Genomic DNA, 17,488 nt, shown 5'->3' on the forward strand with positions numbered 1-17,488 from the left:
TACGTGGCTCCTGATTGGGGGTCCTGGGCTCGGCGAGTGGAGCTGCTCAGGCGCCGGCTTCGATGGCCTCGATCACGCCATCGCGCACCAGCACAGCCGCCTGCAGCTTCTCCACCAGGTTGTCGCCCACCTTCACCTCGCACAGGCTTTCGATCTGCCCCTGCTCCACGATCTGCTCCATCTCCAGCTCCCGCACCTGGCGCTGCTGCTCGAGCATCTGACGTTTCTGCTCTTCCAGCTCGGCCCGCTTGGCGGCCACCTGCTGCTGCACCGAAGCCACCTGGTCCTGCACCCGCGGATCGAGCGGGTTGGCGCTCTGGCGTCGGATCTCGTCGACCAGCTGCTGCCCCTCCTGCTCCAGCTGGGACAGCTGACCATCGACGTTGGCGATGGCGTTGCTCAGCTCCCGCTCGGCATCCTCTTTCCAGCGGGGCGTGACCACGGCACGCACAGTAATCGTGCGCTTGATCGTCAGGGAGCCGTCAGCCATGGGGGGTGCAAAGCAGCGCTCAGGCTGTCAGCGCGGCGGGCGGGGGTCAACGGTCGGTTGGCCGCACCTCACCGGGGCGTGTAGATCGCAGCGATCGCCTCGCCATCCCGAGCAGCGATGCGGTCGCGGCGCTGCTTGAGGGTCTGGGTCAGCAGGCCGTTGTCGAGGCTGAAGGGCTCCACCAAGGCCACCCCGGCCAGGCGCTCATCCGGCCGGGAGCCCGGGCGAGCAGCCAGCAGCCGGTTGCACTCGCGGGTGAGGGCCCGCAGCAGGGCGGCCTCCCCTGGGGCGAGGCCGGCCGCGGCCGCGAAGCCAGCCAGGGCTTCGGGCTTGGGCACCAGCAGGGCGCCGAGCTGCTTGCGGTCCTGACCCACCACCATCACCTGCTCGATCAGGGGACTGGCCACCAGGGCCTCCTCCAGCGGGCCGGGCTCGATGTTCTCGCCGCTGCTCAGCACAATCGTGTCCTTGGCCCGGCCGGTGAGCACCAGGGAGCTATCGGGCAGCAACTGGCCCAGATCGCCGGTATCAAACCAACCCTCGCCATCCAGCACCGCAGCGGTGGCCTCAGGCTTGCGCCAGTAGCCCGCCATCACCTGGGGGCCGCGGGCCAGCACCCGGCCCCGCTGGCCAAGGGCCAGGAGGGCGCCGGTTTCGGGATCAACGATCCGCAGGCTGGTGGCCGGCAGCGGCTGGCCGGCACTGCCGCGGCGGTTGGCCCAGCTGCGGCGGCAGGTGAGCACCGGGCTGGTTTCGGTGAGGCCGTAGCCCACCAGCAGCTCGATGCCGATCGCCTCGAAAAAGCCATCCACGTGCAGGGCCAGGGCGCCGCCGCCGCTGATGGCGGTGCGCAACCGCCCGCCCACCAATTGCTGGCGCAATTTGGGCCACAGCAGCGCCGCCGCCAGCCGGTGCAGCGGCCAGCGCAACAACGCCAGCCCCGCGGCCCCAACCCGTGCCGGCCAGCCCTCTGGCGTCAAGGTGAGATCGAAGGCCTGGCGGCGCTGCTGGCCGTAGGCGCGGCTGTTGGCCAGGGCGGCCCGTAGCAACCGCTGCCGCGAGGCCGGCATCGCCGCCAAGGCATCGTCGAAGCCGGAGAGCAGGGCCTCCCACAGGCGCGGCACGCTGATCAGGTAATGGGGCCGCACCCACTGCAGATCGGCACGCAACTGCTTGAGGGTGGTGTAGGTCTGCCGGCAGCCACAGGCCAGCAGGAAATATTCGGCACTGCGCTCGTAGGAATGCCAGATCGGCAGCACGCTCACCACGCGGTCGCCGGGCCGGGGGGCCACGGCGACCCCCAGATGCCGCAGCTGGTGCAGCAGGTTGGCGTGGCTGAGGGGCACGCCCTTGGGCTGCCCCGTGGTGCCGGAGGTGTACAGGATCGTGGCGAGGCGGGCCCCATCCCCTGGCGGGGGCGGGGCCGGCGTGCCGGAGGCCAACGCCGCCGCCCCGCGCTCGAGCAGTTCGCCCCAGCTCAGGCAGGGCACCGGCGGCGCTCCCTCCCCCCGTTCGCCCTCTAACACCAGCACGAAGCGCAGCCGGGCCAGTCGGGTGTCCTCGAGGGCGAGCTTCTCCAGCAACGCCGCCGACTCCACCACCAGGCCCGCGGCGCCGGAGTCGTCGAGGATGTAGCGCAGCTCCTCCACCGGCGCGGCGCTGCCCCGCACCGCATCGGCGGCGCCGGCCCGCATCAGCCCCTGATCCGCCTGCAGCCAGCGGGGGCTGTTTTCGGCGAACAGGGCCACCACCTCCCCCGCACCCACCCCGAGGCCGGCGAAGGCCGCCGCGGCCTGCTCGATGCGCTGGTGCAGCTGGCGGTAGCTGAGCTGCTCCGGCGTGGCCGCGTGGGGGGCTTCCAGGGCCAGGGCCTCACCGTGGCGCTCGGCCAGCACGGGCCAGAGTTGCTCCAGGCCGGTGAGCCCACTCCAGTCGCTGCGACGGGCCAGGGCCTGCTGATCGGGGCGGCTGCCAGTCCAGTGGATCTCAGCGGGGGAGACGGCGCGGGCCATGGCGAGAGAGGCGGCGGAGCTCAGCCCCAGGGTTACCACCCCTGCAGCCGTTCCTGCGGACCCGGTGGACGCAGGGCTAGACCAAACCGATCGGCCAGGGCCGCCAGCAGCGGTTGGCGCAGCGCTTCGCTGGTGAGCTCTGGCCGCCAGTCGGCCAGCCGCCCCACCGGGTGGTCGGCGAGGCCGCAGGGCACCACCGCCGCAAAGCCCGCCAGGTCGCCATCCACGTTGAGGGCGAGGCCGTGCTGGCTGATCCAGCGGCGCGCGCCGACGCCGATGGCCGCCACCTTGCGGCCCTCCAGCCACACCCCGGTGAGCCCGGCGATCCGTTCCCCCTGCAGATCCAGGCCGGCCAACAGATCAATCACCACCTGCTCCAGCTGGCGCAGGTAGAGGTGCAGGTCAGCGCCATGGCGCTGCAGGTTGAGCACCGGATAGAGCACCAGCTGGCCCGGAGCGTGGTGGGTCACCTCGCCGCCGCGATCGATGCGGTGCAGCGGCAGCGGCGGGGCGGCCGGATCGAAACGCAGGAAGGCCTCCGAGGCGCCGCGGCCCAGGGTGTAGCAGGGCTCATGCTCCAGCAGCAGCACCGCCTCCGGCCCTTCAGGGTCCAGCAGCAACCGTTGCTGCAGGCTGCGCTGGGCTTCCCAGCCCAGCAGAAAAGGCACCGGTTGCGCCGCTTCGAAAAGGATTGCGTCGAGCTTGGGGCACATCACCAACCGTTCTTAGCGTTGGGGCACCAGAGCACCGGAGGCGGTTGCCATCTGATGAAACTGCTGATCCATGGCCGCAATCTTGACGTCACCCCGGCCATCCGGGAGTACACCGAAACCAAGCTGACCCGCGCCATTCACCACTACGAAGGCCTCGTCAAAGAGGCCGACGTGCACCTGTCCGTGGCCCGCAACCCGCGGGTGCCGCAGCAAACCGTGGAGGTGACGATGTTTGCCAACGGCACCGTGATCCGGGCCCAGGAGCGCAGCGACAACCTCTACGCCAGCATCGACCTGGTGGCCAGCAAGCTCACCCGCCAGCTGCACCGCTACAAAGACCGCATCCACGAGCAGACCCAAGGGCCGGTGCACCGCTCCGCCCGCGACGAGGAGGCCGGCGCTGCTGCCAACCTGCCGCCGCCGGGCGCCACCCTGGTGGACGGCAAGGAGCCCGAACTGCCCAACCGGGGCGTGCGGCGCAAGTACTACACCATGCCCTTGATGAGCCTCGACGATGCCCTGCACCAACTGGAGCTGATCGACCACGACTTCTACGTGTTCCGCGACGCGGAGAGCGGCCAGATCCAGGTGGTGTATCACCGCAACCATGGCGGCTTCGGGGTGATCCAGGCCAAGGAGGCGTGAGCGCCGACCGGCCCGACCTGGCCCCCCTGATCGACCATGCCCTGCTGGATCCTCACCAGGGCAAGGGCGCGATCCGGCAATGCTGCGAGGAGGCCCGCCACTTCGGCTTTGCCGGGGTGTGCGTGGCCTCTCGCTGGGTGGCCACTGCCCGGGAGCAGCTGCCCCGGGAGGGCAAGGGCCGCACCCCCCAACTGATTGCGGTGGTGGGGTTTCCCTTCGGCGCGGTGCCGTCGGCGGTGAAGCAGGCCGAAGCCGAAGCGGCCGCCGCGGCCGGCGCCGATGAACTCGATGTGGTGCCGGATTTCGGAGCCCTGGCCGATCGGGCCAGCACGCCGATCCACGACGAACTGGCGGCCATCTGCGAGCTGGGCCTGCCCGTGAAGGTGATCCTGGAGGTGGGCCGGCTGGATCCCGAAGCCCTGGCCCTGCTGGTGGAGATCAGCATCGACGCCGGCGCCCGCTTCCTCAAAACCGGCAGCGGCTTCGGTCCGCCGGTGACGGTGGAGCAGGTGCGGCAGCTCAAGGAGCTGGCCCGGGGCCGGGCCGCGATCAAGGCTTCAGGCGGCATCGCCAACCTGGACCAGGCCCTGGCGTTGGTGGAGGCCGGCGCCACGCGCCTGGGCACCAGCCGCGGCGTGGCCCTGGCCCAGGCGCTGCGGGGCTGAGCCTGCCGTGCCCGAGGAGAGCCTGGAAGGACTGGCCCTGAGCTGCAAGCCCCTCGGTGAAAACGACCGCCTGCTGACCCTGCTCAGCGACGATCAGGGGGTGATCCGGCTGGCGGTGCCGGGGGCGCGCAAACCCCGCAGCAGCCTGGCCGCCGCCCTGCCCCTCAGCCATCTGCGGCTGCAGGTGGGCGGCCGCAGCGGCCTGCGGCGGGTGCGCCAACTGAAGGTGCTGCGCAGCTACAGCGGCCTGGCCCAGCAGCTCGAGGCCCTGGCCGCTGCCCAGGCTCTGAGCGAGCTCTGCCTGGCCCTGGTGCCCAGCGAAGCCCCGGCGCCAGGCATGCTCGCCGACCTGCTGATGCAGCTCGGCCGCCTCGATGGGCTGGTGCGCGAGCGGGGCTGTGATCTGGAGGCCCTGGCGATCGCGGTGCAAGGGAGCGTTCACCTGCTCGCCCTGGGCGGCTATGCCCTGCCGCTGGGCCGCTGCGCCCGCAGCGGCGAGCCCCTGGAGCCGCCACTGGGCAACTGGGACTGGCGCTGCAGCCTGGTGCCCAGCGAGGGTCTGGCGATCGGCGGGGTGCCGGGGGCGCGGGTGGTGCTCAACGCCTCGGAGCTGGCCCTGCTGCAACGGCTGCTGCGGCCCAACCTGCCCCGCCGGCGCGATGGCGAGCTGATGGGACCGCTGCCGGTGTGGCTGCACCTGCTCGAGCTGGTGGAGCACTGGACCCAGGAGCACCTGGGCCGCAAACCGCGGGCCTACCGGCTGCTGCGCACGGGCCTGGCTCCTGGCCTTGCGGCATCATGACGGGCCAGAAGCGGCCCAGGCCAGATTGAGCGGCAGTTCCCACGCCACAGGCTTGCAGGGCGTTCTGGCGCTGCCCGATTTCCGCCGGCTGTGGCTGGGCCAGATCTTTTCGCAGCTGGCCGACAAGTTCTACATCGTGTTGATGGTGTTCCTGATCGCCCAGACCTGGGTGAAGGGCACCCCGGAGGCCAACCCCGCCCTGGCTGAGGCGGCCTCGGCGATCCGCCTCGATCTGCCCGAAACCCGGGCCCAGATGATCACCCTGCTGGCCACGGGCATCTACGTGGCCAACACGATTCCGGCGATGCTGCTCGGCACGGTGGCCGGGGTATGGGCCGACCGCTGGCCCAAACGGGCCGTGATGGTGGCCTCCAACGGACTGCGGGCGGCGCTGGTGCTGCTGGCCCCCTTCTGCCTGGTGGAGGGTCCCGAATGGCTTGGCCTCAGCTGGGGCTACTGGGGTCTGGTGCTGATGACCTTTCTCGAATCGGTGCTCACCCAGTTCTTCGCCCCCGCCGAACAGGCCGCCATCCCCCAGTTGGTGCCTGGCGATCAGCTGCTGGCGGCCAATTCGCTCTACCAGGCCACCAGCATGGCCGCCACGATTGTGGGCTTCGCCCTGGGCGACCCGATCCTGCGGCTGCTGCAGCTGGGCTTGCGCCAGATCGGCATTGAGGGCGGTGAATTCCTGCTGCTGCCTTTTTGTTATGGGCTTGCGGCCGTGGCGATCAGCCGGATCCGCTGGCGGGAACAGCCCCGGCCCCTCAGCCGCAGCTCCGTGTGGCAGGAAATCGGTGAGGGCGTCCAGGTGTTGCGGGAGCGGCCGCGGGTGCGCAGCGCCATGGTGCAGCTGGTGCTGCTCTACAGCCTGCTGGCGGCCCTCTACGTGCTGGCCATCAGCCTGGCCTCCGCCATCCCTGGGCTGGGCCCCACCCAGTTCGGCACCCTGCTAGCCATGAGCGGCCTGGGTCTGGCGACCGGAGCCCTGGCGGTGGCCCAGCTCGGCCAGGGCATCAACCGCCGCCACCTGGCCGCCACGGGGCTGGGCACCATCGGCTGGAGCCTGGTACTGCTGGGCCAGCTGCGCGGCAACCTCGTGTTCACCCTGCTGCTCTGCGCCGTGCTCGGGGTGGGGTCGGCCCTGTTGGCGATCCCCGCCCAGACCACGATCCAGGAGGAGACGCCCGAGGAGCTGCGCGGCAAGGTGTTCGGCCTGCAGAACAACCTGATCAACATCGCCCTGAGCCTGCCGCTGGTGCTGGCTGGAGCGGTGGTGAGCCGCTACGGCCTGCTGCCGGTGCTGTGGGGGCTGGCTGCGATCGCCCTGACGGCAGCCGTGGTGGAGCGGCCGTGGCGACGCTGTTAGCGTGGCTTGGCGGTCGAGCGAGGCTTGGTGGCCCACATTGCCTGGCTGGGCAAGAAAACCCCGTTCTGCGGCAATGTCACCTACGGACTGAGCACCACCCATGCGCTGCGCAGCCGCGGCCACGGGATCAGCTTCATCCACTTCGACACCCCCGCCGGCAACCTGGGCCGATCGGGTGAAGCCCTGCATGAGGTGGACACGCTCGGCGACAGCAATGGCGGCGGCCCGGAAGTGGCCCTGCCCTACCTGGTCAAATCGCAGGTGTACACGATTCCTTCGCTGGGCGCCCAGCGGGAGCTGCGGGAATCCCTGGAGCGGCTCAAGCCCGACCTGGTGCACGCCAGCCTGACGCTCTCGCCGCTGGATTTCCGCCTGCCCGATCTCTGCCAGCAGCTGGGGCTGCCGGTGGTGGCCACCTTCCATCCGGCCTTCGATGCGAGCCTGCGCAATCTCACCGCCGGCACCCAGCAGCTCACCTACCAGCTCTACGCCCCAACCCTGGCCAAATTCGACCGGGTGATCGTGTTTTCGGAGCTGCAGGCCGAGGTGCTGCTGCGCCTGGGCGTGCGGGCCGAACGGCTGGCCGTGATTCCCAATGGCGTCGACACCGACACCTGGTGCCCGGCACCGGCCACGGCCCCCCAGGCAGCAACCAGCCCCGAGCTGCAGGAGCTGCGTCAGCGCTTTGCCGGCCGGCGCGTCTTCCTCTACATGGGCCGGGTGGCCACCGAGAAGAACGTCGAAGCCCTGATCAAGGCCTGGCGGCTGGTGCGCCCGGCGGGTTGCGTGCTGGTGATCGTCGGCGATGGCCCCCTGCGCAGCGCCCTGCAGGCCACGGGTGATGAACCCGACGTGGTGTGGTGGGGCTATGAGCCCAGCCTGGAGCGGCGGGTGGCCTTCCAACAGCTGGCCGAGGTGTTTCTGCTGCCGTCACTGGTGGAGGGACTCAGCCTGGCCCTGCTCGAAGCGATGGCCAGCGGCACCGCCTGCATCGCCACCGACGCCGGCGCCGACGGCGAAGTGCTGGAGGGGGGCGCCGGCATCGTGATCAGCACCCAGGGGGTCACCACCCAGCTGCGCACCTTGCTGCCGGTGCTGCGGGATCAGCCGGTGCTCACGGCAGAGCTGGGCCGCCGGGCCCGGGCCCGGGCCCTGGAGCGCTACACCTTGGAAGGCAACATCGACGCCCTCGAGGCGCTCTACGCCGAGCTGGTGCCCCAGGGCTCACAGGTGGCCTGAGAGCTCAGCGCAGCAGGCCGCGAAGGCCGCCCCGGGATCGGGCGCGGCCGTGATCGGGCGGCCGATCACCAACTGGCTGGCACCCGCCACCAGGGCCTGGGCCGGCGTCATCACCCGCTGCTGATCCCCCAGGGCAGAGCCAGCCGGGCGAATGCCCGGTGTCACCAGGGCAAAGGGCTGAGGGTGGGCTTCCCGCAGGGCCGCCACCTCTAGGGGAGAGCACACGCAGCCGCCGATGCCAGCCGCCGCCGCCAGCCGGGCCAGCCTGGGCACATAGGCCTCCAGCGGCTCATCAACAGCCAACTGCGCAGAGAAGCGCGCGGCCTCCCAGCTGGTGAGCACCGTCACGGCCAGCAAGGTGGGCACGGGCAGACCGGCGGCGGCGGCGGCCTCCAGGGCTGCAGCCTGGGCGGCAGCCAAGGCGTCATGGCCGGCACAGGCGTGCACCGTGATCAGCTCAGCCCCGAGGCGCGTGGCGCTGCGGCAGGCGGCGGCCATGGTGGCGGGGATGTCGTGGAACTTGAGATCGAGAAACACCCGCTTGCCCTGATCGCGCAGCTGCCGCACCACCGCCGGGCCGCCCGCCACAAACAATTCGAGGCCCACCTTCACCCAGCGCAGCTCAGGAATCGCCGCGGCGAAGGCGAGTGCCTGATCCGGCGCCATGCCATCGAGGGCCACGATGATTCGATCGGCCGGATGTGCACCCTGGAGCCCAGCCATCAGCCCACCACCAGCCGCCGGAACGTCTTCTTGCCCAATTGCAGCACCTTGCCGGCGAGCTCGGCCGGGCCGGTGAACTCCTGGTTGGGATCGGCCAACTTCTCCCCATCGAGCTTCACCCCACCCCCCTGGATCTGGCGCCGGGCCTCGCTGCTGCTGGCGCAGATCCCCACGGCACTGAGCAGATAAAAAGCCTTGGCGGGGAAGTTCACTGCCGCAAGGGAAGCCTCCGGCACCTCGGCATCGGCCGCCCCGGCACCCTGGGCACCACCCACAAGCTTGGCCGCATCCACCTGGGCCGCATCAGCCGCCGCATCACCATGGCGAGCCCGGGTGATCTCTAGGGCCATCACCTTCTGACGCTCGCGGGGATTCTCCGGAAGAGCAGCCAACTCCAGGTCGGTGAGCAAGGTGAGGTAGTCGTTCACCACCGCATCCGGCACCTTCTCAAGCTTGGAATACATCGAGAGCGGGTCTTCGGAGAGGCCCACGGTGTTGCCCAGGCTTTTGCTCATCTTCTGCACGCCATCGAGCCCCGGCAGGATCGGCAACAACAAGCCAAATTGGGGCCGCTGGCCGAAGTGGCGCTGCAGATCCCGGCCCATGGCCACGTTGAACTTCTGGTCGGTGCCGCCCAGCTCCACGTCGGCCTGCAGCTGCACCGAGTCGTAGCCCTGCAGCAGCGGGTAGAGGAATTCGTGCAGGGAAATGGGCGTGCCCGAGCCGTAGCGGTTGGCGAAATCCTCCTTGGCCAGCATCTGGCCCACGGTGGAGGTGCCGAGCAGCTCGATCACCTCGGGCAAATCGAGACCCGCGAGCCACTCGCTGTTGCGGCGCACCTCGAGGCGGCCAGGGGTCTCGAAATCCAGCAGCGCGCGCGCCGGATCCTGGCCGAGTCCGAGCTGCACCAGATAGGTTTCGGCATTGGCCTCCACCGCGGCGGCGCTGAGCTGCACCCGGGTGGCGCTCTTGCCGGTGGGATCGCCGATGCGGGCGGTGAAGTCGCCAATGATCAGCACGGCGGTGTGGCCCGCATCCTGGAAGGCCCGCAGCTTGCGGAACAGAATCGAGTGCCCTAGGTGGATGTCGGAGCCGGTGGGGTCGATGCCGAGCTTGATGCGCAGGGACCGGCCAGTGCGCTCGGCCTCGGCGATGCGAGCCGCCAGCTGCTGATCGGGATCCTCCCCAGCACCAGCGGCGGCCGGAAACAGATCCGCCATCCCCCGGGCGACCCAGGCCGGCAAGGCCCCATGAGGGGGCACGACGGTTGGTTGCGGTCCTGTCATCGGCACCGGGGCCCGGGGCGGCTGAGTGGCCGGATCGTACGCAGCCGCGGCAGGATCGCCGTCAGGCCTTAGGCGGGAGCATCGAGCTGACCCTTCATGCGCTCGAGGGTCTGGTGCATCTGCTGAAACATCATTTCCGGCGTCAGGCCGAACTGACCGAGCTGGGTGCGCAGCTGCTCAACGGTGAGCTTGGCCTGGAAATCCTCGGAGAGCTCGAAGCGCTTCATGAACACCCGATAGCGCTCCATCATGTCTTCCATCTTTTCGATGTAGAGCTTCTTGCCCTCCCGATCGAACTTGCCGTACTCACTGCCCAGCTGCATCAGCTGCTGGTAGTCGCCAAACAGGCGCTTGGCTTCGTCCTGAACGATCTCGGATTCAAAGAACGCCATGACCCTGGCAGCGCTGCATTCCAGTGATTCTGGTGAAGCGAGCCGGCCCTGGGGAGTGCGGATAGACGTAATTCCCATGCCGCATCCCGATGCCGGTGCGGCCAGCCTTCGCCAGCATGCGAACAGTATGCGGCCGACGCGAACCCGAAGCTGCCGTGAACCCCACCCATGGACTTCACGCCCAAACTCGACCAGATCCGGCGCAACACCAGCCAGATCCACAACCTGCTGCGGGACGCTCGGCTGGTGGCCTGCTTCGGCAACCGGGCCCTGCTGAGCCTGTTTGTGGGCGGTCTGATCGGCCAGGACCACCTGGTGGGGGCCGCCACCTGCGCAGCAGCCGGCCTGGCCCTGGTGGAACAGCACCAGCCCACGATGGTGTTTCTCAGCGACACCCTGGAGGAGGGCTCCGGCGTGGCCCTGGTACAGGCGATCAAGCAACGCTGGCCCACCATTCACACCCTGCTGCTGATCAGCCAGGAGCAGCGCCAGGACGCCATCCAAGCCGCCATTGAGGCCGGCTGCGACGGGTTGCTGGTGGAATCCCGCCTGGGGCTGGGTAGCGCCATCGCCGCCCTCCATGCCATCAGCGGCGGCGGGGTGTACGTCGACCGCAGCCTGACGGAGCTGTTTCGCCGGGGCCATGGCGATGGCGGCCCGCTCGAACCGCTGAGCGAGCGGGAGCGGCAGGTGCTCAGCCTCGTGGCCCGGGGTGACAGCAACGGCGAAATCGGCCAGCAGCTCTACGTTTCAGCAGACACGGTGAAAACCCACCTGCGTCACCTGTGCCGCAAGCTGCCGGCCCGCGACCGCACCCACGCCGCCGTGCTGGGGCTGCGCTGGGGGCTGATCGACTGGCCCGAAGACTGAGCTGGCCGCTAGGTTCGGTCAACCGTTGTTGCAGTCGCGATCCGCCATGGCCCAGCGGCACTGGTTGGATCCCCTCGCGCGTCAGCTGCTGAGGGCCACCGGGCAGATCCCAGCCGCCCGCCCCAGTCCCCAGCCCGAGCGGTCGCGCCCCGCCGACCAGCAGGACAGCTGGGATCGCGAGCAGGTGGAACGGGATCTGCTGGCTCTCAAGCTGCAGCAGAACCCCGCGCTCAAGCTTGAGGATGCCGGGGCGGTTCGTCGCGCCGCCGCCCTGGGCTGGCGCCTGGACGTCAACCGCGCCACCCCTGCCGACTGGCTGCGACTGCCGGGCATCGAAGGGGCCCAGGTGGACCTGTTGCTACGGCTCCAGGCCGGCGGCGTGCAGCTCAGCGGGATCGAGGATCTGCAACGGGTGCTGGAGCTGCCCGCAGCGGTGGTGGAGAGCTGGGACCCCCTGTTGGAGTTTCGCTGGTATGGCGAACCCGCCCTGCCGGTGCAACCGTTCAGCCCCCTGGATCTGAACCGCGCCACGGCCACGCAACTCGAAGGACTGGGACTGGATCCGGAACGGCTGCGCCGGCTGCTGCGCGAACGGGGGCGAGGCCCCTTCCGCGATCTGGCCGACCTGCAACAGCGCCTGCAGCTGCCGGCGGCGTTGGTGGAAGCCTGGATCGGCAAGGTGCGCTTCCAACCGGGCCCGGCCGGGCCGGTGCTGCCGCCTGCCAGCAAGGGGTCCTAAGGCCGTGGCGCGCCAGGGGGAGTTGTTTGCTGGATCAGCCCTCGGGGGAGCGGCCCATGCCGAGGGCGCCGATCTCCCTCTGTTGACCCACCAGCTGCAGGAGTGGCAGGCCCGGCTGGCGGCCCACCAGCTGCCCCTGTTTGCCAACCAGGAGCCGGCCAGCCAGCAGGGTTCGTTGTTTGCCACCCCTCCCGAGGATCCCCAGAGCCAAGCCGAGCGCTTCCAGCCCCTCAGCCTGCAGCCCCAGCCCCTGTCGTTCTGGCGCTGGCCCGCCGCACCCCAGCAGGGGGCCGCCCTGTACCTCGTCACCGATCGTCCCGCCGGCCAGCCCCAACCGCTGCTGCTCTATGTGGGCGAAACCGGCCGAGCGGATCGGCGCTGGAAAGGCGAACACGATTGCAAGGCCTATCTGGCCGCCTACAGCGAGGCCCTGCTGAAGGTCGGCCTGAGCTGCCAGCTCAGCATTCGCTTCTGGCTGGATGTGCCCGCTGAAGTCCGGCCACGGCGGGCCCTGGAGCAGGCGCTGATCCGCCGCTGGCTGCCGCCCTTCAACAAAGAGACGCGCAGCCGCTGGGCCACACCGTTCCAGGCCGATCCCACCTAGGCGCGCTGGCTACGATCGCCGCCACCCCCGGCCGGCCCATGGAGTTTCGCTGCATCCCCGAACACCTCCCCGCGGCCCTGAGCCAGTGGGACGGCGACTGCCTGGCCGTCGGCTTGTTTGCCGGTGCCGACGATCGCCCGGAGCACCCCCAGCTGCAGCAGCTGACCACGGCCCTGGGCCAGCCGCTGGCCGAACGCCTCGAACAGCGGCGCTTCAAGGCCAAGCCGGGCGAATGCCTCAGCCTGGATCGCCTGGACGCCACCCCCCAGACCCTGATCCTGGTGGGCCTGGGCGCCCCGGCCGACCTCAGCCTGGCCGGCCTACGCCAGGCCGCCGCCGCCGCCAGCCAGGCCGCGGTGGCCGCCGGAGCCCGCCACCTGGCCCTGGCCCTGCCGATCGAAGGATTGGAGGCCGGCGCCGCCGCCCGCGCCATGGCAGAAGCCACCCGCCTGGCCCTTTTCAGTGATCAGCGCTTCAAGAGCGAAGCCGAGCCCAGGCCCCAGCCCGCCACGGTGAGCCTGATCGGGGTAGCCAAGGCAGCCGAGCCCACCCTGGCTGCGGTGAACGCCACCTGCGCCGGCGTTGAACTGGCCCGCGAACTGGTGGCTGCGCCCCCCAATGTGGCGACACCCCAGCACCTGGCCGACACCGCCGCGGCCATCGCTCGGGACTTCGGCATCACGCTGCGGGTGCTGGAGCGCAGCGACTGCGAAGCCCTCGGCATGGGGGCCTACCTCGGCGTCGCCCAGGGGTCCGATCTGGCCCCGAAATTCATCCATCTCACCTACACCCCGCCCGGGCCCGTGCAACGCCGCATCGCCCTGGTGGGCAAGGGTCTCACCTTCGATTCCGGCGGCTACAACCTCAAAACCGCCGGCTCCCAGATCGAGATGATGAAGTACGACATGGGCGGCAGCGCCTCGGTGCTGGGGGCAGCCCGTGCCATCGCCGAGCTGAAGCCCGCCGGCGTGGAGGTGCACGTGATCGTGGCGGCCTGCGAAAACATGATCAGCGGCGGCGCCGTGCACCCGGGCGACATCCTCACCGCCTCCAACGGCAAGACCATCGAGATCAACAACACCGACGCCGAGGGGCGCCTCACCCTGGCCGACGCCCTGGTGTATGCCTGCAAGCTGGAGCCCGATGCGGTGGTGGACCTGGCCACCCTCACCGGTGCCTGCGTGATCGCCCTGGGTGAGGAAATGGCGGGGCTGTGGTCCAACAACGACGGCCTGGCAGAGGCGCTGCTGGGCGCTGGTCAGGCCGGCGGCGAAGACCTGTGGCGGATGCCCCTGCGCAGCTCCTACAAGGCCGGGCTCAAGAGCCCGGTCGCCGACCTCAAAAACACCGGTCCCCGCCCTGGCGGCTCGATCACCGCCGCCCTGTTCCTGCAGGACTTCGTCACCCCGAAGCTGGCCTGGGCCCACCTCGATATCGCCGGCACGGTCTGGAGTGACAAGGGGCGGGGGGCCGACCCGGCCGGAGCCACCGGTTTCGGCGTGCGCACCCTGGTGAACTGGATCTGCTCCGGCGCCGCCACAGGAGCAGCAGCCCGGATTTGATCAACAGCCTAGGTTTGGAGTCCTGACGACTTTGTTCGCTCCATGGCCGTTCAGAAGATCCGCTGGTACGTCAAAGCTCAGCTGGGGGTGCTGCTGCTGCCGGCGGGGCTCTGCCTCTTCGGTGAAGCGGTGATCCGTAAGGGCATTCAGGTGCTGGCGGCCAGCGGCAAGGTGGAGACACTCACCAGCCCCGGCCCCTGGTTTTGGTATGGCACCTTCGGCCTGATCCTGATCAATGCGGGCGTGGGTCTGATGGTCGAAAGCGGCCTGCTGCGCGGCTATCCCGGCCGCAGCTGAAGGCGGTTCTCAGGCGGCCACGCCCACATCAGCGCTAGCGGCTGCCCCCAGGCTGGCCATCAGCTGGGCAGGCGATTCGAGGGCATGGATCTGCCAGCGGGCCCGCTCCCCACAGAGGGGCAGCAGGCGATCCAGATCATCCGCAGCCTGCTTCGGGCTCCCGTAAGGCCCAACGTGGCGGGTCTGCAGACCGTCGCGAATGGTCAGCAGATACATACAGGGCAGTGCACAGAGACACGTATCACGGTAGGGAAGGGTCAAGGGCTTGGGAAGAGCGGAAAGCCGCTCCACTACAGCCGTTTGACCGACCAAAACCACCTCGCTTCTACAGATTTTCCTCACAATTGCAGCAGAGTTCACGGGCCTGCTGATCCCCGGTTACCGGTCTTGCGTCAGGACTTCCTGCTCGAAACCCAGGCGATGCCGCTGCGGGCTCGCTTGCCCCACACCGAGTCGAGCCGCCGATCCCGGCCGCAGGCCCAGCGGTAGTAGTTGTATTTGACGCTGTTGCGCTCCGCGTAGTTCTGGTGGTAGCCCTCCGCCGGCCAGAAGCGCGTCAGGGGCTTGATCTGCACCTGCAGGCTGGCAGCGGGACGGCCCAGCTCCGCAGCTGCCGCCAGGCGGCTGGCCTGGGCCTGGGTCTGCTGCTCAGGGCCACTGGTGAAGATGACGGGCCGGTAGGAGGTGCCGCGATCGCAGAACTGACCGCCGCCATCGAGGGGATCGATGTTGCGCCAGTACGCCCGCAGCAGGGCGGCGTAGCTGAGGCGAGCGGGATCAAAGCGCACCCGCACCACCTCCTGGTGGCCGGTGGCTCCGGCCGATACCTGGCCATAGGTGGGCTGGGCCACGGTCCCGCCGCTGTAACCGCTCTCGGCATCCAGCACTCCGGGCAAGCTCTCGAGGTCGTGCTCCAGGCACCAGAAACAGCCCCCCGCCAGCACGGCCTCTTGAAGCGAAGCAGCCTTCTGGGCCGGGGCTGCCCAGGCTGGGCCGGGCGACAACAGGCCCAGCGGCAGCAGGAGCAGAAGAGGGAGCAGCACAGGCAGCACCAGGTTGGGCAGCCAAGCCAGGGGCCGGGGGGTTCGGATCATGCGGCGTTGAGCACCTGGTCAAAGATGGCCGCGGCCGCCCGCTGGGTGACGCCAGGCTCCCCCAATTCGAGCCGCAGACGGCGGTAGCCCTCCAGCATGCTGTGGCGGGCCGCACTGGCGCCATCGAGCAGGGGCAGAGCTTCCCTCACGATCGCCGCAGCAGAGAGATCTTCCTGCAGCAACTCGGGCACGAGCCGCTCGCCCAGCACCAGGTTGACCGGCGAAATGTGGGGCACGCTGAAGCGCAGGATGTGGCGGGCCACAAAGGCGGTTACCCCGCTGACGCGATACACCACCACCTGGGGCACGCCCCGCAGGGCCAGCTCAAGGTTGACGGTGCCCGACTTGGCCAGGGCCAGATCCGCTGCGGCACAGAGGCAGGCCTTGAGCTGGTCGGAATCGGAGGCGGCGATGATCTCGGCGCGCACCCCTGCCTGGCTCAACTGCCTCGACAGATGGGCTTCAAACCCCGGCAGACCGGCCGGCACCACCACCTGCAGCTCGGGCCGCTGACGCTGCAGCTCCGCCGCCGCCGCCACGATGTGGGGCAGCATGTAGCGGATCTCCTGGCGCCGCGACGCCGGCATCAGCAGCAGCACCGGCGCATCACGCAGGCCAAGCTGACGCAGGGCCTCCTGGCGGCTGGGCAGCTGGCCGATGGTGTCCAGCAGCGGATGGCCCACGTAGGTGACGTTGGCGCCGCGGCAGCGGTAGAAGCGGGCTTCTTCCTGGAAGATCGCCAGGATCTGGTTGGTGAAGCTGATCAGATTGGAGCGGCCGCCATTGCCGAATTTGAAGGCCCATTCCTGGGGGGCGATGTAATAGGTGACCGGCACCCTGGGGAACTTGCGCTTGAGGCGCAGCCCCAGGCTCACGTTGGGGCCCATGTAGTCGATCAGCACCACGCCATCGGGCGGGTCACGGCGGAACCAACGCTTGAGGCGCCGCTGCAATTTCAAGGTGGGCAGCACAAAGGGGATGGCCTCCAGCAGGCCGATGGCCCCCATGCGGGTGGTGTTGGCCAGCAACTGGGCCCCGGCCCGCTCCATCCGCTCGCCGCCCAGCGCCACGATCTCCAGATCCAGCCGGCGGCGCTGGGCCTCCTCATGCAGCGCCCTGACCAACAGGGCCCCCTGCAGATCCCCAGACACCTCACCGGTGCTCACCAGCAGCCGCAGCATCAGCGCGCCCCCGGAATCGGCCCACGGCGGGACGGGCCTAGGGAGGCTTCCAGGAACGTGCAGAGCTGATCGGCAGCACCCTGCAGGGGCTGACAGCGCAGTTGCCCCATGGCCTCTGCCAGAGTCAGACCGCGGCGATACAGCAGGGACCAGGCCTGTTTGAGGTCTTCAAACTGCTGGCCGTCGTCAAGCTCCACCAGGCCACTGCGACGCAGGCCGATCTTGTTGAGGGCCCGCACGCGGGATGGATGACCCTCGACCATCGTGAATGGGGGCACATCCCGCTCGATCCGGCTCATCCCCCCCACCATCGCCAGAGTGCCGATGTGCACAAACTGATGGACGCCCAACACGCCTCCGATCACCGCACGGTCGCCGATCACCACATGGCCGGCCACAGCCACCCCATTGGCGATCACAATCCGGTCACCCAGTTCACAGTTGTGGCCGAGATGGCTGTAGGCCATCAACAGGTTGCCGCTGCCCAGGCGCGTCTGTTGATGACCGGTCGTGGCGCGATTGATGGTGACGCACTCACGGATGGTGTTGTCGTCGCCGAGCACCACCTCGGTGGGATCGCCGGTGTATTTCAGATCCTGGGGCTCCAGGCCGATGCAGGCGCCAGGAAAGATGCGGTTGCCGCGGCCCATCCGCACCCGACCATCGAGCACCACATGGGGGCCGATGCGGCAATCGGGGCCGAGCTGAACCTCAGGGCCGATCACCGCATAGGGCCCCACACTGACCCCATCGGCCAGCTCGGCCCTGGGATCAACGACGGCGGTGGGATGGATGGTCGTGGCCATCG

20 protein-coding genes are annotated in these 17,488 nt (G+C 69.5%); 10 read left to right on the forward strand and 10 right to left on the reverse strand.

Annotation, left to right across the window (positions count from 1 at the left end; translation table 11 throughout):
- Nucleotides 1-46: 46 nt before the first annotated feature.
- The 3 genes from KBY57_RS09395 to lipB all read right to left on the reverse strand — a co-directional run bounded on the left by KBY57_RS09395 (nt 47) and on the right by lipB (nt 3,215).
- The gene (locus KBY57_RS09395) at nt 47-490 is read right to left on the reverse strand and encodes a YlqD family protein (RefSeq protein ID WP_094560163.1); all 444 of its coding nucleotides are present in this window, start codon (nt 488-490) and stop codon (nt 47-49) included.
- A gap of 68 nt (nt 491-558) precedes the next feature.
- Nucleotides 559-2,502 carry an AMP-binding protein gene (locus tag KBY57_RS09400; RefSeq protein ID WP_254995569.1) on the reverse strand — a complete coding sequence of 648 codons (1,944 nt, stop codon included), beginning with the start codon at nt 2,500-2,502 and terminating at the stop codon, nt 559-561.
- A 32-nt stretch (nt 2,503-2,534) separates the two neighbouring features.
- Nucleotides 2,535-3,215, reverse strand: a complete 681-nt coding sequence (gene lipB, locus KBY57_RS09405) for a lipoyl(octanoyl) transferase LipB (RefSeq protein ID WP_254995570.1) — start codon at nt 3,213-3,215, stop codon at nt 2,535-2,537.
- A 54-nt stretch (nt 3,216-3,269) separates the two neighbouring features.
- On the opposite strand from lipB, the gene hpf reads away from it, so the two are divergent.
- Genes hpf through KBY57_RS09430 form a run of 5 tightly spaced genes read left to right on the forward strand, consistent with a single transcriptional unit; the run spans nt 3,270 to nt 7,932 of the window.
- Nucleotides 3,270-3,860 (forward strand): ribosome hibernation-promoting factor, HPF/YfiA family, encoded by a 591-nt coding sequence (gene hpf / locus KBY57_RS09410; RefSeq protein WP_254995571.1) that lies wholly within the window; start codon nt 3,270-3,272, stop codon nt 3,858-3,860.
- Nucleotides 3,857-4,525 carry a deoxyribose-phosphate aldolase gene (deoC, locus tag KBY57_RS09415; protein WP_254995572.1) on the forward strand — a complete coding sequence of 223 codons (669 nt, stop codon included), beginning with the start codon at nt 3,857-3,859 and terminating at the stop codon, nt 4,523-4,525. Before hpf ends, deoC begins: the two co-directional genes overlap by 4 nt.
- A 7-nt stretch (nt 4,526-4,532) precedes the next feature.
- Nucleotides 4,533-5,327, forward strand: coding sequence for a DNA repair protein RecO (recO, locus tag KBY57_RS09420; protein WP_254995573.1), 795 nt, complete (start codon nt 4,533-4,535; stop codon nt 5,325-5,327).
- Nucleotides 5,328-5,352: 25 nt separating this feature from the next.
- Nucleotides 5,353-6,693 carry an MFS transporter gene (locus KBY57_RS09425; RefSeq protein WP_254995574.1) on the forward strand — a complete coding sequence of 447 codons (1,341 nt, stop codon included), beginning with the start codon at nt 5,353-5,355 and terminating at the stop codon, nt 6,691-6,693.
- Between the two features lie 27 nt (nt 6,694-6,720).
- Complete coding sequence (locus tag KBY57_RS09430) at nt 6,721-7,932, forward strand: glycosyltransferase family 4 protein (RefSeq protein ID WP_254995576.1); 1,212 nt, start codon at nt 6,721-6,723, stop codon at nt 7,930-7,932.
- On the opposite strand, the gene pyrF is transcribed toward KBY57_RS09430, so the two are convergent.
- From pyrF to KBY57_RS09445, 3 genes are all read right to left on the reverse strand, one after another.
- Nucleotides 7,918-8,655, reverse strand: a complete 738-nt coding sequence (pyrF, locus tag KBY57_RS09435; protein WP_254995577.1) for an orotidine-5'-phosphate decarboxylase — start codon at nt 8,653-8,655, stop codon at nt 7,918-7,920. The two genes, KBY57_RS09430 and pyrF, sit on opposite strands and share 15 nt — an antisense overlap.
- Complete coding sequence (gene tyrS / locus KBY57_RS09440) at nt 8,655-9,941, reverse strand: tyrosine--tRNA ligase (RefSeq protein WP_254995579.1); 1,287 nt, start codon at nt 9,939-9,941, stop codon at nt 8,655-8,657. Before tyrS ends, pyrF begins: the two co-directional genes overlap by 1 nt.
- A 68-nt stretch (nt 9,942-10,009) precedes the next feature.
- The gene (locus KBY57_RS09445; RefSeq protein WP_254995580.1) at nt 10,010-10,333 is read right to left on the reverse strand and encodes a DUF1825 family protein; all 324 of its coding nucleotides are present in this window, start codon (nt 10,331-10,333) and stop codon (nt 10,010-10,012) included.
- A gap of 168 nt (nt 10,334-10,501) precedes the next feature.
- Between KBY57_RS09445 and KBY57_RS09450 the strand changes: the two genes are divergently transcribed.
- Genes KBY57_RS09450 through KBY57_RS09470 form a run of 5 tightly spaced genes read left to right on the forward strand, consistent with a single transcriptional unit; the run spans nt 10,502 to nt 14,405 of the window.
- Nucleotides 10,502-11,203, forward strand: a complete 702-nt coding sequence (locus tag KBY57_RS09450; protein ID WP_254995582.1) for a response regulator transcription factor — start codon at nt 10,502-10,504, stop codon at nt 11,201-11,203.
- A 46-nt stretch (nt 11,204-11,249) separates the two neighbouring features.
- Nucleotides 11,250-11,942, forward strand: a complete 693-nt coding sequence (locus KBY57_RS09455) for a type II secretion system protein GspK (RefSeq protein WP_254995583.1) — start codon at nt 11,250-11,252, stop codon at nt 11,940-11,942.
- Between the two features lie 4 nt (nt 11,943-11,946).
- Nucleotides 11,947-12,546, forward strand: a complete 600-nt coding sequence (locus KBY57_RS09460) for a GIY-YIG nuclease family protein (RefSeq protein ID WP_254995585.1) — start codon at nt 11,947-11,949, stop codon at nt 12,544-12,546.
- 38 nt (nt 12,547-12,584) lie between these two features.
- Nucleotides 12,585-14,108 carry a leucyl aminopeptidase gene (locus KBY57_RS09465; protein ID WP_254995586.1) on the forward strand — a complete coding sequence of 508 codons (1,524 nt, stop codon included), beginning with the start codon at nt 12,585-12,587 and terminating at the stop codon, nt 14,106-14,108.
- Nucleotides 14,109-14,150: 42 nt separating this feature from the next.
- Nucleotides 14,151-14,405, forward strand: coding sequence for a hypothetical protein (locus KBY57_RS09470; RefSeq protein ID WP_094560150.1), 255 nt, complete (start codon nt 14,151-14,153; stop codon nt 14,403-14,405).
- Nucleotides 14,406-14,414: 9 nt separating this feature from the next.
- Here KBY57_RS09470 and KBY57_RS09475 read toward each other — a convergent pair whose 3' ends face one another.
- The 4 genes from KBY57_RS09475 to lpxA form a co-directional block, all read right to left on the reverse strand.
- Nucleotides 14,415-14,621 carry a hypothetical protein gene (locus KBY57_RS09475; protein ID WP_094560149.1) on the reverse strand — a complete coding sequence of 69 codons (207 nt, stop codon included), beginning with the start codon at nt 14,619-14,621 and terminating at the stop codon, nt 14,415-14,417.
- A gap of 176 nt (nt 14,622-14,797) precedes the next feature.
- A complete protein-coding gene (gene msrA / locus KBY57_RS09480) occupies nt 14,798-15,499 on the reverse strand; it encodes a peptide-methionine (S)-S-oxide reductase MsrA (RefSeq protein WP_254995587.1) in 702 nt (233 codons plus the stop codon).
- A complete protein-coding gene (gene lpxB, locus KBY57_RS09485) occupies nt 15,496-16,680 on the reverse strand; it encodes a lipid-A-disaccharide synthase (protein ID WP_254995588.1) in 1,185 nt (394 codons plus the stop codon). Before lpxB ends, msrA begins: the two co-directional genes overlap by 4 nt.
- The gene (gene lpxA / locus KBY57_RS09490; protein ID WP_254995590.1) at nt 16,680-17,486 is read right to left on the reverse strand and encodes an acyl-ACP--UDP-N-acetylglucosamine O-acyltransferase; all 807 of its coding nucleotides are present in this window, start codon (nt 17,484-17,486) and stop codon (nt 16,680-16,682) included. The genes lpxB and lpxA overlap by 1 nt, the downstream gene beginning before the upstream one ends.
- Nucleotides 17,487-17,488: the final 2 nt, after the last annotated feature.

It is taken from the genome of Cyanobium sp. Aljojuca 7D2, assembly GCF_024346415.1.
Taxonomy (GTDB): domain Bacteria; phylum Cyanobacteriota; class Cyanobacteriia; order PCC-6307; family Cyanobiaceae; genus Cyanobium_A.

Excerpts from the sequence above, each read along its gene's own strand:
- lipB (WP_254995570.1), bottom strand. The coding sequence starts at position 3,215 with ATGTGCCCCAAGCTCGACGCAATCCTTTTCGAAGCGGCGCAACCGGTG.
- KBY57_RS09450 (WP_254995582.1), top strand. The coding sequence starts at position 10,502 with ATGGACTTCACGCCCAAACTCGACCAGATCCGGCGCAACACCAGCCAG.
- KBY57_RS09445 (WP_254995580.1), bottom strand. The coding sequence starts at position 10,333 with ATGGCGTTCTTTGAATCCGAGATCGTTCAGGACGAAGCCAAGCGCCTG.
- KBY57_RS09465 (WP_254995586.1), top strand. The coding sequence starts at position 12,585 with ATGGAGTTTCGCTGCATCCCCGAACACCTCCCCGCGGCCCTGAGCCAG.
- KBY57_RS09395 (WP_094560163.1), bottom strand. The coding sequence starts at position 490 with ATGGCTGACGGCTCCCTGACGATCAAGCGCACGATTACTGTGCGTGCC.
- pyrF (WP_254995577.1), bottom strand. The coding sequence starts at position 8,655 with ATGGCTGGGCTCCAGGGTGCACATCCGGCCGATCGAATCATCGTGGCC.
- KBY57_RS09400 (WP_254995569.1), bottom strand. The coding sequence starts at position 2,502 with ATGGCCCGCGCCGTCTCCCCCGCTGAGATCCACTGGACTGGCAGCCGC.
- hpf (WP_254995571.1), top strand. The coding sequence starts at position 3,270 with ATGAAACTGCTGATCCATGGCCGCAATCTTGACGTCACCCCGGCCATC.
- lpxB (WP_254995588.1), bottom strand. The coding sequence starts at position 16,680 with ATGCTGCGGCTGCTGGTGAGCACCGGTGAGGTGTCTGGGGATCTGCAG.
- KBY57_RS09475 (WP_094560149.1), bottom strand. The coding sequence starts at position 14,621 with ATGTATCTGCTGACCATTCGCGACGGTCTGCAGACCCGCCACGTTGGG.
- lpxA (WP_254995590.1), bottom strand. The coding sequence starts at position 17,486 with ATGGCCACGACCATCCATCCCACCGCCGTCGTTGATCCCAGGGCCGAG.
- KBY57_RS09455 (WP_254995583.1), top strand. The coding sequence starts at position 11,250 with ATGGCCCAGCGGCACTGGTTGGATCCCCTCGCGCGTCAGCTGCTGAGG.
- tyrS (WP_254995579.1), bottom strand. The coding sequence starts at position 9,941 with ATGACAGGACCGCAACCAACCGTCGTGCCCCCTCATGGGGCCTTGCCG.
- KBY57_RS09470 (WP_094560150.1), top strand. The coding sequence starts at position 14,151 with ATGGCCGTTCAGAAGATCCGCTGGTACGTCAAAGCTCAGCTGGGGGTG.
- msrA (WP_254995587.1), bottom strand. The coding sequence starts at position 15,499 with ATGATCCGAACCCCCCGGCCCCTGGCTTGGCTGCCCAACCTGGTGCTG.